Source organism: Phytopseudomonas seleniipraecipitans, assembly GCF_900102335.1.
GTDB lineage: Bacteria > Pseudomonadota > Gammaproteobacteria > Pseudomonadales > Pseudomonadaceae > Aquipseudomonas > Aquipseudomonas seleniipraecipitans.
On sequence record NZ_FNBM01000001.1, the window covers coordinates 845,550 to 859,006 of the forward strand.

Consider the following 13,457-nt stretch of genomic DNA (forward strand, 5'->3'; position numbering starts at 1 on the left):
TTCAACCAGGCAGCTCGGAGGTTTGCAGCAAAGCTGCTGCATCGGCGCTGTCGATGATCCTTGCGTACTCGTCCTGCAGGTTGGCCAGCGCCATGGCATGCACCTCTTCGGCGCTGCGCAGCACCCCGTTATAGTCCGCTTTGGCGAACGTGAAGCACGCATCTGCCAGCACATAGGTCTTGAACCCCAGGTTACCCGCCGAGCGTGCAGTGCCCTCCACGGAGTTATTGGTGCTGACCCCGCCAATCACCACAGCCTCGATCCCGCGTACTCGCAACCAACGCTCCAGCCCCGAGTTGATGAAAGCATCCGGCACGTTCTTCTCGACCACATGCTCGTCCGGCAGTGGATAGAGGGATGGCTGGAATTCGACGCTGGGTCGCCCCGGTGCGAAAAGGGTGGTGGTCGCTCGCGATATATGGCGCACATGCACGATTGGCGCGCGGGCCTGCCGCCAGGCGTGTAGCAATGCCGTGAGGCGCTCTGGAGCGTCAGGGTTGTTGCGGTCACCGGCTGCGGGCTCAAGCATGCCACGCTGCATATCGATGATGATCAGAGCCGGTTGAATCATGGTGATATCTCGCTTTGCAAAGGGCAGGGCACTTCTTCGCAGAATTCCTCTCTACAGAGTATGCCCAACCGCGACAGACCTTGCATCTTGCACGACCGATTAATGGGTACCGTGCAGGATGCATAGTTCAATTGATTTTTGAATAAAATAAATGCTTTAAAATCAGCATGTTAGGAATTAACAGAAGCTGGCATGCACTCTGCAATATCCCTCTTATAAAGAAACACCACACAGAGGGTACGAGCCATGCAATACGCCATCCAGCAGCTGATCGAAAATCTCCCGGATCACGTAGTCGATTTCAAAAAGCGTCCTGATGGGATGTTGCTGATGACGTTGCGCAAGGACAATGAGGTGGTTTTCGTGAAGGCGATTGACCGCCAGACCATCGTCTGTGAAACCCGCGTTCAAGCTCTGCTGCATGAAATCATGCGTGACAGCAAACTGGTCAGCGGCGAAATCAACTGGAAAGGCCAAGGCGCCCAGTGGATTGATCGCACCCTGCCGACCTTCACCGGCGCACCGATCAACCCGACCGCCGCCAAGATGATGTGGGCCCGCCGCACCCGTGACGGTGGCTACCGCGCTACTGCATAAAGCAGCAAATGAATTGAAAAGCCTCGCTTGAGCGGGGCTTTTTTGTGCGGCCTGTTTGTACGCGCATGCTGTGCCAAGCGCCACTCGCGCTTCGTTCAGTACACCTGCGGCACGATAAGCTCGGGTGGCGTCGGGCTGCGTGAATAGTCCTCGCGCCTAACCCGTTCCGGTAGTTCGATTGATGGATGCTGCACTTCTTCGTAAGGCATCTGGCCGAGCAGGTGATGGATGCAGTTAAGGCGCGCCTTCTTCTTGTCATCCGCCTGAACCACCCACCAGGGTGCTTCGGCAATATGAGTGCGATCGAGCATGATTTCCTTGGCCTTGGTGTAGGCCTCCCAGCGTCGCCGTGACTCCAGGTCCATGGGGCTGAGCTTCCATTGTTTGAGTGGGTCATGAATGCGGCTCAGAAAGCGCAGGTGCTGCTCTTGATCGGAAATGGAAAACCAGTACTTGATCAGTTGAATACCGGAGCGCGCGAGCATTCTTTCGAACTCGGGTACGGTACGGAAAAACTCTTCGTATTGATCCGCGTTGCAAAAGCCCATCACCTGCTCGACGCCCGCACGGTTGTACCAGCTGCGGTCGAACAACACGATTTCACCCGCTGCGGGCAAGTGCGAGACATAGCGCTGGAAGTACCATTGCGTACGTTCACGGTCATTGGGCGCAGGCAAGGCAGCGACCCGGCAGACACGGGGATTCAGGCGCTGGGTGATGCGCTTGATCACACCACCCTTGCCAGCGGCATCCCGGCCTTCGAAAAGAATCACTACCTTGTGGCCGGTCTTGACCACCCAGCTCTGCAGTTTTACCAGCTCGCCCTGCAGGCGGAACAGCTCGGCGAAGTACATCCGTCGAGCATCCTTCTCGCTGCCTTCATACGTCTGTGTATCTAACAGTGCATCCAGGTCTTGGCCATCCTCGGCTAACTCCAGCTCCAGCTCTTCGTCACTGTGGTCAAGCAACTCGCGGTGAATACGCTGTATCAGGCTGTCTGCAGTTACGGACATGAAAGGGCGCTCGAGTGGCAGATGGAGTGGCCAGAGATAGAGGCATTTTGTGACGCGGTAATTACACACGCGTCGGCCTGAGAGGCTTGAGGGACGGGCACCGACGGCTCAAAGCAGTGCCTGAGCAAAGTCGCATGAAGGCCATTTGCTCCTGGCTGTCACAAAATCTTCACGAAATTGCTGCAGAGTTCGGGCTCCGTCTCACAAGGAGTTCCCTCATGAAAAAGTTGATCACGTCTGCTGCGCTCGCCTTCACGGTTTCTCTTTGTGCGACCTCGGTATCTTTCGCAGCGGAAAGCGTGCGCCTGACCGGTTCGGGCGCCAGCTTCCCAGCGCCGATCTACCTGACCTGGTTCAAGGATTTCAGCAAAAAAACCGAAGGGGTCACCGTTGATTACCAATCCAAAGGCAGCGGTGCCGGTGTGCAGGACTTCCTGAACAAGACCGTCGATTTCGCCGCCAGTGACTCGGCAATGAAAGACGAAGACATCGCCAAGGTTGCCGAAGGCGCACAACTGCTGCCGATGACCGCTGGCGAGATCGTGCTGGCCTACAACCTGCCGGGCAACCCGAAGGGCGTTAAGCTGCCGCGCGATGTTTACTCCAACATCTTTCTGGGCAAGATCACTCAGTGGAACGATCCGCAGATCGCTGCTGCGAACCCCGAGCTGAAGTTGCCTGAGCTGCCGATCACCGTTGTCGTGCGCGCCGACTCCAGCGGCACCACTGCCGTGTTCACCAAGCACCTGTCTGCCATCAACGCAGAATTCAACAAGGCGCTGGGCGAAGGCAACACGGTCAACTGGCCAGCCAGCGACAAGTTCATCAAATCGCCGAAAAACGATGGTGTAACCGCCACCGTTCGCCAGACTCCGGGCTCCATTGGTTACATTGAGTACGGTTTCGCCAAACTGGCCAAGGTTGACTTCGCCGTGCTGCAAAACAAGGCCGGTAAATACGTCGTGCCGAACGCTGAAAGCGGTGCCGAGGCGCTCGCCGCGGTGGACATGCCGGAAAACCTGGTGGCCTGGCTGCCGGATCCGGACGGTGCCAAGTCCTACCCGATCACCACCTACACCTGGATGATCTTCCGCAAGCAGAACGACAATCCGGCCAAGGCCAAAGCCATGCGCGACATGGTCGAGTACAGCCTGACCGAAGGTCAGAAGATTGCTGATTCGATGGGCTACATCCCATTGCCGCAGTCGGTCATCGACCGGGTTCGCGAAGCGTCTGCCAACATCCAGTAATGCTCGCAAGGCCTCTTCCAGTGTGGGCTGTTTGCCACGAGGGGAGAGGCCTGCACACGCGCCGGAACCTAGCCAATGACCAGCCCTTTCGTTGTACCGGACAATCCGGATTCTGCCTGTCAGCCTCCCTCCGCCAAGGATATGCTGGTTGACCGCGTGTTCCGCGCAGTCGCCCGAGTGGGCGTGATACTGATTCTGGCCGTGGTGTTCGCCCTGATATTCGAAGTCGGGCGCAAAGCACTTCCCGGCATGCAGGAGCACGGATTCGACGTGCTGCTTGGCAGCGTCTGGGACGTCAATCAGAACAAGTACGGCATTCTGCCGGCCATTTGGGGCACGCTTTACAGCGCCCTTATCGCTCTGGTGATCGCCGGTTTCTTCGGCATCAGCATGGCGATCTTTCTGACCCAGGATTTTCTTCCCGTGAGACTCGCGGCGGTGTTTCGCACCATCGTCGAACTGCTCGCGGCCATCCCCAGCGTGGTGTACGGCCTGTGGGGCATCTATGTGGTGATCCCGGCGATCAGACCGCTGACCACCTGGCTGCACAGTGAGCTCAGCTGGATACCCTTTTTCGGTACCTCCCTGAGCGGCCCTGGCCTGCTGCCTGCCTCGCTGGTGCTGGCGATCATGATTCTGCCGACCATTGCAGCGGTGTCTCAGGATGCGCTCACCAGCGTGCCGATGAAGACCAAGCAGGCCGCTTACGGCATGGGCACCACCCACTGGGAGGCGATTCTCAAGGTCATGGTGCCTTCCGCTGCAACCGGCATATTCGGCTCGCTGGTGCTGGGCCTCGGCCGTGCGCTGGGTGAAACCATGGCCCTCGCCATGCTGGTCGGCAACGCCAACAACATTTCCCTCTCGCTGTTCGCGCCCGCCAATACCCTGGCTGCTCTGCTGGCGCTGAACTTCCCGGAAGCGGGGCCGAAGGAGGTCGAAGTGTTGATGTACGCCGCACTGGTGCTGATGCTGATCACTCTGATCGTCAACATCATCGGCTCGATGCTGATGGTCTATGCCCAGCGTGGGAGTAAATGATGACGAGCCTTACTTCTCCTGATGTCGCGATGCCAAGCCTGCAGCGCCGTTTCGAGGGTCGCGCACTGCGCAGCCTGGTATTGACCACGCTGGTCTGGCTGGGCGCGTTGTTGGCCAGTGTGCCGCTGCTCTCGGTGCTGTACATGCTGATCACCCGTGGCGGTGCTCGCCTGAGCCTTGAAGTGTTCACCGAGTTGCCACCCACCGGTTTCGAGACCGGTGGCGGCTTCGGTAACGCGATGGCGGGCACCTTCGTGATGGTCGGTATCGCTGCCGCCATTGCGGTGCCGGTCGGCATCATGGCCGCGGTTTTTCTAGCTGAGCTGGGACCGCACAGCAAGCTCGCCAACGCAGCGCGTTTCGCCGCCAAGATGCTCACCGGGCTGCCGTCGATCCTCGCCGGCGTGTTCGCCTACGCACTGGTGGTCGTGACCACCGGCACCTATTCGGCACCGGCGGGCGGCGTGGCACTGGCAGTACTGATGCTGCCCATCGTCGTGCTGACTGCTGAAGAGTCGATGAAAATGGTGCCCAAGATCATGAAGGATGCCGCCTACGGCATGGGCTGTACCCGCTCGCAGGTGATCTGGAAGATTATTCTGCCTACCGGCCTGCCGGCGATCCTTACGGGCGTCATGCTGGCTGTGGCACGCGCTGCTGGTGAAACCGCGCCGCTGTTGTTTACCGCGCTGTTCAGTAACTACTGGATCTACCACGACGGCGAACTGGCCGTGATGAATCCGACGGCATCGCTTGCCGTACTGATTTACAACTTCTCCGGCATGCCGTTCGACAACCAGCTCGAGCTCGCCTGGGCGGCCTCGCTGGTACTGGTGATGATTGTGCTCATCGTGAATATCGTCAGCCGTATTTTCGGCAAGCCTAAGTTTTGAGAATGGGAGCACCGTGATTGTGAATCAATTATCTGCACAAATAGCCACCCCGTTCGAGATCCAGGCTCCTGTGGTCATGGACTGCAAGCTGGACAAGATCTTCTACGGCAACTTCCTGGCGGTACGTGACAGCCATGTACCGATCGAGAAGAACAAGATCACCGGCTTCATCGGGCCTTCCGGCTGCGGCAAAAGTACCGTGTTGCGCAGCCTCAACCGCATGAACGACCTGGTCAAAGGGTTCCGCTTCGAAGGGCACGTGCATTTTCTCGGGCAGGACGTCTACGGCAAGGGCGTTGACCCGGTCGTGGTGCGCCGCTACATCGGCATGGTGTTCCAGCAGCCCAACCCGTTCTCGATGAGCATTTTCGACAACGTTGCCTTTGGCCTGCGCCTCAATCGCTACAAGGGCGACCTGGGTGATCGCGTCAAGCATGCACTGCAGGGCGCCGCGCTGTGGGATGAGGTCAAGGACAAGCTCAAGGCCAGCGGCCTGTCGCTGTCTGGTGGTCAGCAGCAGCGTCTGTGTATCGCCCGCGCTATTGCCACCGAGCCTGAAGTGCTGCTGCTGGACGAGCCGTGCTCGGCACTCGACCCGATTGCCACACGCCGGGTCGAGGAACTGATGGTCGAGCTGAAAAAGGACTACACCATCGCCCTGGTCACCCACAACATGCAGCAGGCCATTCGTGTGGCCGACACCACGGCATTCTTCTCGGTAGACATTTCTCAGGGCACCCGCACCGGTTACCTGGTCGAGATGGGAGCAACGACCCAGATCTTCCAAAGCCCCCGAGAAAAAATGACCGAGGACTACATCTGCGGCAAATTCAGCTAGCCAAGGATTGCCTGCCAAGGCCGGATACCACCAGCCGCCCACAGGCGCTGGCGGCTATCCGGCTGTTTTTGCCGTTTCATGTTTTCCTCAGGAATGCCAATGCCTGTAAAGCGTCGTCTTGATTTACCAGCGGTTGAGCGGGCACTGCGCGAAGTGCAAGGCCATTTCGTGGAACTCAGCAGGCACTTTACCGAGCCACGTGATCCGCTGACGGATGAAGTGCTGGAAAATGTGCTTGAGGGTTATGCGCTGATTGACGACTATGTCGCGCGCGATATCGACCTCTTCGAGCTGCAGCATCTGAACCTGATGCTCGAGCTCAATGCCACTGTGTTGTGTGGCCAGAAGCCGACAGGCCGACTGGAGTACGCCCAGCACCTGGCGGCCACTGAAGCGCATTTCTTCAACAACATCGAAGGCGGTATCAAGGACGTGTTCAATTGGTACTGTGCGCACCGCAACGAGTCGGTGTGGAAGCGCGCCGCGGGCGTCTATGTGAGAATTCTCAGCAAGCCGCAGCTGTTCATCGAAGGCAACAACCGCACCGGCTCGCTGATTGTCAGCTACTTGCTGATGCGTGCCGGGCTGCCACCGTTCGTGCTCAGCTTGAAAAACGCAGAGGGTTACTTCAACCCCTCTTCAGTGATCCGCAATTCCGCCAAACATGGTGTCAAGGCCTTGTACGAGCTGCCCAAGATCAAGAAGAAATACGCCGCCTTTCTGGAAGAGCAATCGCCTGAACCGAAGAAATTTTTCCTCAGCGAAAAGAAGCTCGACGCCGAGCGGAGGAAGGCCTGATGGGAAAGCGCATGCTGCTCCGTTCCTGTCACGCCACGGGCTTGCAGATCAGGCGGGCGGCCAAAAGCCTTGTGCAATTGCTCCCGTTCAGGCGCCAACGCCTGCGTATTTCCTTCGATATCGACGACACACTGGCCTGCCAGGCGCTGCACAGTGACGCCGAGCCCAGCAGGCTGCCGGCGTTCATTCACCGTTGGCTCGGCGAGCCGCTACGTATCGGTACACGTTCACTGATTCGCGAACTGCGGCGCCAGGATTGCAGTGTCTGGGTCTATACCTCCTCTGGTCGCACGCCGGCCTATATCAGGCGCTGGCTGATGCTTCATGGCATCCACGTCGACGGGGTAGTCAACAGCGTTCGCCACCGGCATGCGCTGACCGCTCGCGGGTTGTCGAACGCCCCCTCGAAGCTGCCTTGCGCATTCGATATCGACCTGCACGTCGACGATTCCGAGGGTGTGCAGATGGAAGGTCAGCATCATGGCTTTCGCGTGGTTGTCGTGCGTCCTGATGATCAACAGTGGGCGCAGCAGGTGCTGGATGCCGTTGCGCAGGTGCAGCGGCAACTGGCCCGGCAGCAACTGGTTGGCCGTCAGGTGACTGTGCCGCAACGTGCAGAGGTTTTTTCGTCCTGAGCGGTTGTTCGGTCTGTCCAGCCGAGGTGCAGGCGCTCACCGTCATCACTGGCGTGGCGCCGCCATGCAGAGCAGTAATACAACGCCCGGCATGAGCCGGGCGTTGTCTTCATCAGCCAGCTAGCACGCTGTCGACCAGCGCCTTGGCTTCGTCCTGAATGCGTTTCAGGTGGGCGTCGCCCTCGAAGCTTTCCGCGTAAATCTTGTAGACGTCCTCGGTGCCGGATGGCCGAGCGGCGAACCAGCCGTTATCGGTAACCACCTTGAGCCCGCCGATAGCGGCGCCGTTGCCCGGTGCCTCGGTGAGAATTGCGGTGATTGGCTGGCCGGCCAGTTCGCTGGCGGTTACCTGGGACGCCGACAGCTTGCTCAATCGCGCTTTCTGCTCACGGTCCGCCGGGGCGTCGATGCGTTGGTAGACCGGTGCGCCGAAGCGTTCGGTCAGCGCCTGGTAGCGCTCGCCTGGATCCTTACCGGTTACCGCGGTAATTTCCGCTGCCAGCAGGCCGAGGATGATGCCGTCCTTGTCGGTCGACCACGCGCTGCCGTCCTTGCGCAGGAACGAGGCACCGGCTGACTCTTCGCCGCCGAAGCCGAAGCGGCCTTCGATCAAGCCGTCAACGAACCACTTGAAGCCCACCGGCACTTCCACCACCTCACGGCCGATGCCCTTGGCGACACGGTCGATCATCGACGACGACACCAGGGTCTTGCCGATGGCGGCTTGGGCAGCCCATTGCGGACGGTGAGTGAACAGGTACTCGATGGCCACAGCCAGGTAATGATTGGGGTTGAGCAAGCCCACCGAGCGGGCAACGATGCCGTGGCGATCGTGGTCGGTGTCGCAGGCGAAGGAAACGTCGAAGCGATCCTTGTTCTCGATCAGCCCGGCCATCGCATGGGGCGAGCTGCAATCCATGCGGATCTTGCCGTCCCAGTCGACACGCATGAAGCGGAAGGTCGGGTCGACGCGGGTCGACAGCACCTCCAGCGGCAGGCCGAAGCGCTCGGCGATGCGCGTCCAGTAATGCACGCCGGCGCCGCCCAGCGGATCGACGGCGAATTTCAGGCCTGAGCCACGAATCGCCTGCAGATCCAGCACCTGCTCGAGATCGCCGACGTAATTGTCGATGAAGTCGTAACGCTGGGTGGTCGGGGCTTTCAGGGCGCTGGCGTAATCGACGCGCTGCACGCCGTTGAGACCAGCCACCAGCAATTCGTTGGCGCGCTCCTGAATCCACTTGGTGACGCCGGTATCCGCCGGGCCGCCATTGGTGGCGTTGTATTTGAAACCGCCGTCGGCAGGCGGGTTGTGCGACGGGGTGATGACGATGCCATCGGCCAGCCCGCTGCTGCGACCTTTGTTGTAATCGAGGATCGCCTTGGAAATCGCCGGGGTAGGGGTGTAGCCCGGCTCGCCGGCGGTTTCGCTGCAACCGGCATCAATGCGCGTTTCAATGCGGTTGGCGGCCAGCACTTCCAGTGCGGAGACGAAGGCAGGCTCGGACAGCGCGTGGGTGTCCATGCCGATGAACAGCGGGCCGTCGATGCCCTGGCCCTGGCGGTAATCGCAGATCGCCTGGGTCACGGCGAGAATGTGCCATTCGTTGAAACTGTTCTTCAGGGATGAGCCACGATGGCCCGAGGTGCCGAATGCCACCTGCTGTGCGGGGTCGCTAGGGTCCGGACGTTCGCTGTAGTAGCGCGATACCAGGCGTGGCAGGTTGGCCAGGCTATGTTCGTCGGGAAGGCGTCCCGCGTTGCTGTGGATGCTCATCAATCGTTCCTTTGATGGGATGAAAGGGCCACGCGGTCATGGCGGCGCGCGCGGCATCGGGGTTTCGACACCACAGCGGTGGTAGGGAGTTCCCCATACTCGCGGGCGCGGATGATAAACACTGCGTAACAAAGCGCCAGCACCAGCGTTACATCGGGTTGCGTCGACCGGCGGCGCGCATAATTTCCGCTGGTCGGCAGGCGATACGAACGGTGATGTCGTTTTGATATTGTTCTGGCGCGCTACAAGCCGTTAGCGCGTTGCGTGGCCGACAGGGAGGGGTTGGTTAGACACTCCTTTTTGATCGGTGCCTTCATGAACCTCCGTACTATCAATATCGCGCCTCGCGCTGCGTTCTGCTTCGCCCTCATTACCTTGCTGGTGATCGGGCTCGGGGTCTTCTCACTGTTCAAGCTTAACGACCTTTACCAGGCAGAGAAGGAAATCGAGGCCAACTGGATGACCAGCATCCAGGCAACCGGCGAGATGCAGAAGGATCTGCTCAACATACGCCTGGAAACGCTTCGTTTGCTTGCCGTTGGCGAGGGTGCTGCCCAGCAGTCAGTCGACGAAACCGCGGCGCAGAAATACCGCAGCGCCCTGGATGTCGCCGTGAAGAAATACCAGGACGAGCTGGTCTCCAGCGAGGAGGAACGGAATTTTTTCTCCAAAGTGAGCAGCGCCACTCAGGCCTATCTGGCCGGCCAGCAACGAATCATCGATTTGCTTCATCAGAATCAGGTTCAACAGGCGCTGAGCCTGGCCAATGGTCAGGTTCGTACTGATGGTGAAACGTTGCAGCAGCGCTTAGACGAACTGGTCAATTTCAACATGCAGGGTGCTGAGCAGGCGGGCATTTTTGCCACTGCGACTTATGAAAATGCACGCACCGGCGTAATAGTGACCATTGCCGTGGCGGTGGTCCTGACCGTGTTGTTGGCCATGCTGCTAACGCGTTCGATTGTCGGGCCGATCAACGAGGCGCTGCTGAGCGCCGAATCCATTGCCGCGGGCGACCTGACCCGTGTCGTCACGGTCAGTGGCAAGGACGAAGCAGGGCGCCTGCTGGCGGCTCAGGCGGTGATGCAGAACAACCTCAACGACGCTATCCGGCAGATCGCTGATTCGTCCAACCAGCTTGCGGCGGCGGCTGAAGAAATGGCCGCGGTGACCGAAGAAAGCACCCGCGGCCTGCACAGCCAGAATGCCGAAATCGATCAGGCCGCCACAGCCGTGACGCAAATGAGTGCTGCGGTCGAAGAAGTGTCGCGCAATGCCAGCAGCGCGTCGGAGGCGGCCCGGGATTCGACCGTGTCAGCCAATACCGGTAGCCAGCATGTATCACGCACTGTGGCAGCGATTCATCAGCTGTCGGGCAATGTGGTCGAGGCATCCGATCAGGTTCAGGGGCTCGCGGCCCAGGCTCGGGACATCAGCAAGGTCCTCGACGTGATTCGCAACGTGGCCGAGCAGACCAACCTCCTGGCACTCAACGCGGCAATCGAGGCGGCGCGTGCCGGCGACCATGGCCGTGGCTTCGCGGTGGTGGCAGATGAGGTACGCGGGCTGGCCCATCGCACGTCGGCGTCCACCCAGGAGATCGAGCAGATGATCGCCGCAATCCAGGCGGGAACCGAAAAGGCCGTAGTGGCCATGCGCACCAGCAATCAGGAGGCTACCAACACGGTGCAGGTGGCTGATGAAGCACGCCAGGCGCTTGAGCAGATCGTCGATTCGATTGCCATGATCAATGAGCGCAACCTGCAGATTGCCACCGCATCTGAAGAGCAGGCTCATGTGGCCCGTGAGGTTGACCGCAATCTGGTGAGCATTCGCGACCTGTCGATCCAGAGCGCCTCTGGCGCCAACCAGACGGCAGTTGCCTGCAGCGAGCTGGCGCGTCTGGCGCAGGGGCTGAATACCCTGGTAAGCCGGTTCAGGCTGAGCGCCTGATTGCTCGGTAAGCAATGGCGAGCAATGGTGAGTCGGCCGATGGTCAATGAGCCTCAAGGCTGGCTATGATGCAGGCCATGAGCCTATCTATGCCGATCCGTCATCCCTGTCCGCCCGGCGCCTGCGACTGCGAGCGAGAGCAGTTGCTGGAAACGCCTGGCGGTGATCAGCGCATCCTGCTACTGACCAAAGCAGAGGAAAAGCGCCTGCTCGAGCGTCTGGAAAATGTCGCTAGCCTGGCGGAGCTTGAGCGTTTGCAGCAGCGTATGCACGAGCAGCTGGGCATCCGGGTAGAGGTTGCCCCAGGCTTCAACGAAGTACGCAGCATGCGCGGCATCGCCATCGAGGTAACGGCCTTTCCCGGATTGTGCCGCAAAACCCGCCAGGCCATTCCCGCCGCGATTCGTCGTGGTCTGGAGCAGCGTCCGGAATTTGCTTACGCATTGCTCGACGCACAGGGTCTGTTTCGCGACCTTTGAGGCGGGTGCTGAGAGGCCGTCAAGACGTCGTGCATGGCACTTCCAGCGCCCGATAGCGCGCATCGAAATCTTCTGCCAGCGCAGCGACCGTGATCGAGCCCAGCCGCTGCAACAGCAAGGCCTGAGCTTCGTCGAACGCCTGGGTGAGCGCTTGGTTCACCGCCTGTTCGACCAGGCATTGGGGATGGTCGGTGGCCATGCCAATGCTGAAAATCGATTGTGCGCCCAACGCCTGATGGATATCCAAGAGGGTGATTTCCGTCAACGGTTTGGCCAGTGCCCAGCCGCCGTTGTGGCCTTTGTCGGAGGTTACGTAGCCTTTTTCACGCAGCAGGCCCATGGTGCGCCGCACCACTACCGGGTTGGTGTCGAGCATGCGCGCAATGGTGTCCGAGGTGGTGCGCTGCTTGTGTCGATCCATGTGGATCAGCACGTGCAGCATGCGTGACAGCCGGGTGTCGTTTCTCATGGGCAGCTCGGAATGTGCGATGGTAGCGAGAAGTATGATTCGTAATGCGTAAAGTTACGAGAGGTTGACGTGCTCAGTTATTGTAACTTATGGTGTTTCGTGAAGGCCTGGGCATCATCCAGGCTCCCCATGGAGGAACAGCGCCATGAGCTATGACGCAATTATTATCGGCGGCAGCTATGCCGGCCTGTCTGCCGGGCTGCAATTGGCGCGAGCCCGCCGCCGCGTGCTGGTTGTCGACGCCGGTGCGCGGCGCAATCGTTTCGCCAGCCACTCCCATGGCTTCCTTGGCCAGGATGGGCGGCCACCCGAAGAAATCGCCGCCGATGGCCGTGCCGAATTGATGGACTACCCCAACGTGACCTGGACGGTGGGCGAGGCGACCGCCGCCGACTCGGAAGGCGATGGCTTCCGCGTGACCCTGGGCAGCGGCGAGGTTGAGCAGGGCCGCCGGCTGATTCTCGCCGGTGGTGTACGCGATGAGCTGCCGCCCGTCGATGGGCTTGCAGAGCGCTGGGGGCGCAGTGTCTTTCATTGCCCTTATTGCCATGGCTACGAGCTCGATCTGGGCCGCATCGGTGTGCTGGCTGTTTCGCCCATGTCGATGCATCACGCCATGATGCTGCCGGACTGGGGCAGCACCACCTTGTTCACCAATGGCGCTTTCATACCCGATGCTGAACAGCTGGAGCAGCTGGCACGCCGTGGTGTGGTGGTAGAGCCGGATGCCGTGAAGTCGATTGGCGGCGAGCGAGCCGACATCAACCTGGCCGACGGTCGCTGCGTGGCACTGGATGGTCTGTTCGTATTGCCGCGTACCCATATCAACAGCCCGCTGGCCGAACAATTGGGCTGTGCGTTGAACGACGGCCCGATGGGCCGCTATCTGCAGGTTACCGAAACGCAGGAGACCAGCGTGCCCGGGGTGTTCGCGTGTGGCGATGCAGCATTGACGGCCGGCTCCGTGGCTCTTGCCGTTGGCACCGGCGCCAGAGCCGGGGCAGGGGCGCATCAGTCGCTGATTTTCCGCTAGTGCAAGTGAACGATGAAAAGTCGCGCGTTTGAGCAGGCAGCACATTGCAAAGGGCTTGCGCAGCGGCACAGGTCAATGAATGGAATCGAGCGCTGGGGCATACTGTGATT

General features: G+C 60.1%; 14 protein-coding genes. 10 read left to right on the forward strand and 4 right to left on the reverse strand.

The window, feature by feature from the left end; all coding sequences use genetic code 11:
• Position 1 precedes the first annotated feature (1 nt).
• The gene (locus BLS60_RS03900; protein ID WP_092364867.1) at positions 2 to 571 is read right to left on the reverse strand and encodes a cysteine hydrolase family protein; all 570 of its coding nucleotides are present in this window, start codon (positions 569 to 571) and stop codon (positions 2 to 4) included.
• 246 nt (positions 572 to 817) lie between these two features.
• Here BLS60_RS03900 and BLS60_RS03905 point away from each other — a divergent pair, with 246 nt between their 5' ends.
• The gene (locus tag BLS60_RS03905; RefSeq protein WP_070883891.1) at positions 818 to 1,168 is read left to right on the forward strand and encodes a hypothetical protein; all 351 of its coding nucleotides are present in this window, start codon (positions 818 to 820) and stop codon (positions 1,166 to 1,168) included.
• A gap of 95 nt (positions 1,169 to 1,263) precedes the next feature.
• Here BLS60_RS03905 and ppk2 read toward each other — a convergent pair whose 3' ends face one another.
• Positions 1,264 to 2,181, reverse strand: a complete 918-nt coding sequence (gene ppk2, locus BLS60_RS03910) for a polyphosphate kinase 2 (protein WP_070883892.1) — start codon at positions 2,179 to 2,181, stop codon at positions 1,264 to 1,266.
• Between the two features lie 218 nt (positions 2,182 to 2,399).
• Between ppk2 and pstS the strand changes: the two genes are divergently transcribed.
• The 6 genes from pstS (at position 2,400) to BLS60_RS03940 (ending at position 7,636) form a co-directional block, all read left to right on the forward strand.
• Positions 2,400 to 3,431 (forward strand): phosphate ABC transporter substrate-binding protein PstS, encoded by a 1,032-nt coding sequence (gene pstS / locus BLS60_RS03915; protein ID WP_070883893.1) that lies wholly within the window; start codon positions 2,400 to 2,402, stop codon positions 3,429 to 3,431.
• Positions 3,432 to 3,506: 75 nt separating this feature from the next.
• Positions 3,507 to 4,472 (forward strand): phosphate ABC transporter permease subunit PstC, encoded by a 966-nt coding sequence (pstC, locus tag BLS60_RS03920; protein WP_070883894.1) that lies wholly within the window; start codon positions 3,507 to 3,509, stop codon positions 4,470 to 4,472.
• Positions 4,472 to 5,365: a phosphate ABC transporter permease PstA gene (gene pstA / locus BLS60_RS03925; RefSeq protein ID WP_070883895.1), complete on the forward strand. Its 894-nt coding sequence runs from the start codon at positions 4,472 to 4,474 to the stop codon at positions 5,363 to 5,365. The genes pstC and pstA overlap by 1 nt, the downstream gene beginning before the upstream one ends.
• A gap of 76 nt (positions 5,366 to 5,441) precedes the next feature.
• Positions 5,442 to 6,203, forward strand: a complete 762-nt coding sequence (gene pstB / locus BLS60_RS03930) for a phosphate ABC transporter ATP-binding protein PstB (RefSeq protein WP_070883896.1) — start codon at positions 5,442 to 5,444, stop codon at positions 6,201 to 6,203.
• 99 nt (positions 6,204 to 6,302) lie between these two features.
• Positions 6,303 to 7,001 carry a hypothetical protein gene (locus tag BLS60_RS03935; RefSeq protein WP_092364870.1) on the forward strand — a complete coding sequence of 233 codons (699 nt, stop codon included), beginning with the start codon at positions 6,303 to 6,305 and terminating at the stop codon, positions 6,999 to 7,001.
• On the forward strand, positions 7,001 to 7,636 hold the full coding sequence (locus BLS60_RS03940) for a hypothetical protein (RefSeq protein ID WP_244153354.1): 636 nt from the start codon (positions 7,001 to 7,003) through the stop codon (positions 7,634 to 7,636). The genes BLS60_RS03935 and BLS60_RS03940 overlap by 1 nt, the downstream gene beginning before the upstream one ends.
• 112 nt (positions 7,637 to 7,748) lie before the next feature.
• Here BLS60_RS03940 and pgm read toward each other — a convergent pair whose 3' ends face one another.
• On the reverse strand, positions 7,749 to 9,413 hold the full coding sequence (gene pgm, locus BLS60_RS03945; RefSeq protein WP_092364873.1) for a phosphoglucomutase (alpha-D-glucose-1,6-bisphosphate-dependent): 1,665 nt from the start codon (positions 9,411 to 9,413) through the stop codon (positions 7,749 to 7,751).
• A gap of 315 nt (positions 9,414 to 9,728) precedes the next feature.
• Here pgm and BLS60_RS03950 point away from each other — a divergent pair, with 315 nt between their 5' ends.
• Positions 9,729 to 11,366, forward strand: a complete 1,638-nt coding sequence (locus BLS60_RS03950) for a methyl-accepting chemotaxis protein (RefSeq protein ID WP_092365331.1) — start codon at positions 9,729 to 9,731, stop codon at positions 11,364 to 11,366.
• Between the two features lie 77 nt (positions 11,367 to 11,443).
• The gene (locus tag BLS60_RS03955; protein ID WP_092365334.1) at positions 11,444 to 11,845 is read left to right on the forward strand and encodes a hypothetical protein; all 402 of its coding nucleotides are present in this window, start codon (positions 11,444 to 11,446) and stop codon (positions 11,843 to 11,845) included.
• 19 nt (positions 11,846 to 11,864) lie between these two features.
• Here the strand turns inward: BLS60_RS03955 and BLS60_RS03960 are convergent, their stop codons facing one another.
• Complete coding sequence (locus BLS60_RS03960) at positions 11,865 to 12,314, reverse strand: Rrf2 family transcriptional regulator (protein WP_070883901.1); 450 nt, start codon at positions 12,312 to 12,314, stop codon at positions 11,865 to 11,867.
• Between the two features lie 145 nt (positions 12,315 to 12,459).
• Here BLS60_RS03960 and BLS60_RS03965 point away from each other — a divergent pair, with 145 nt between their 5' ends.
• Complete coding sequence (locus BLS60_RS03965; protein WP_092364876.1) at positions 12,460 to 13,347, forward strand: NAD(P)/FAD-dependent oxidoreductase; 888 nt, start codon at positions 12,460 to 12,462, stop codon at positions 13,345 to 13,347.
• Positions 13,348 to 13,457 lie beyond the last annotated feature (110 nt).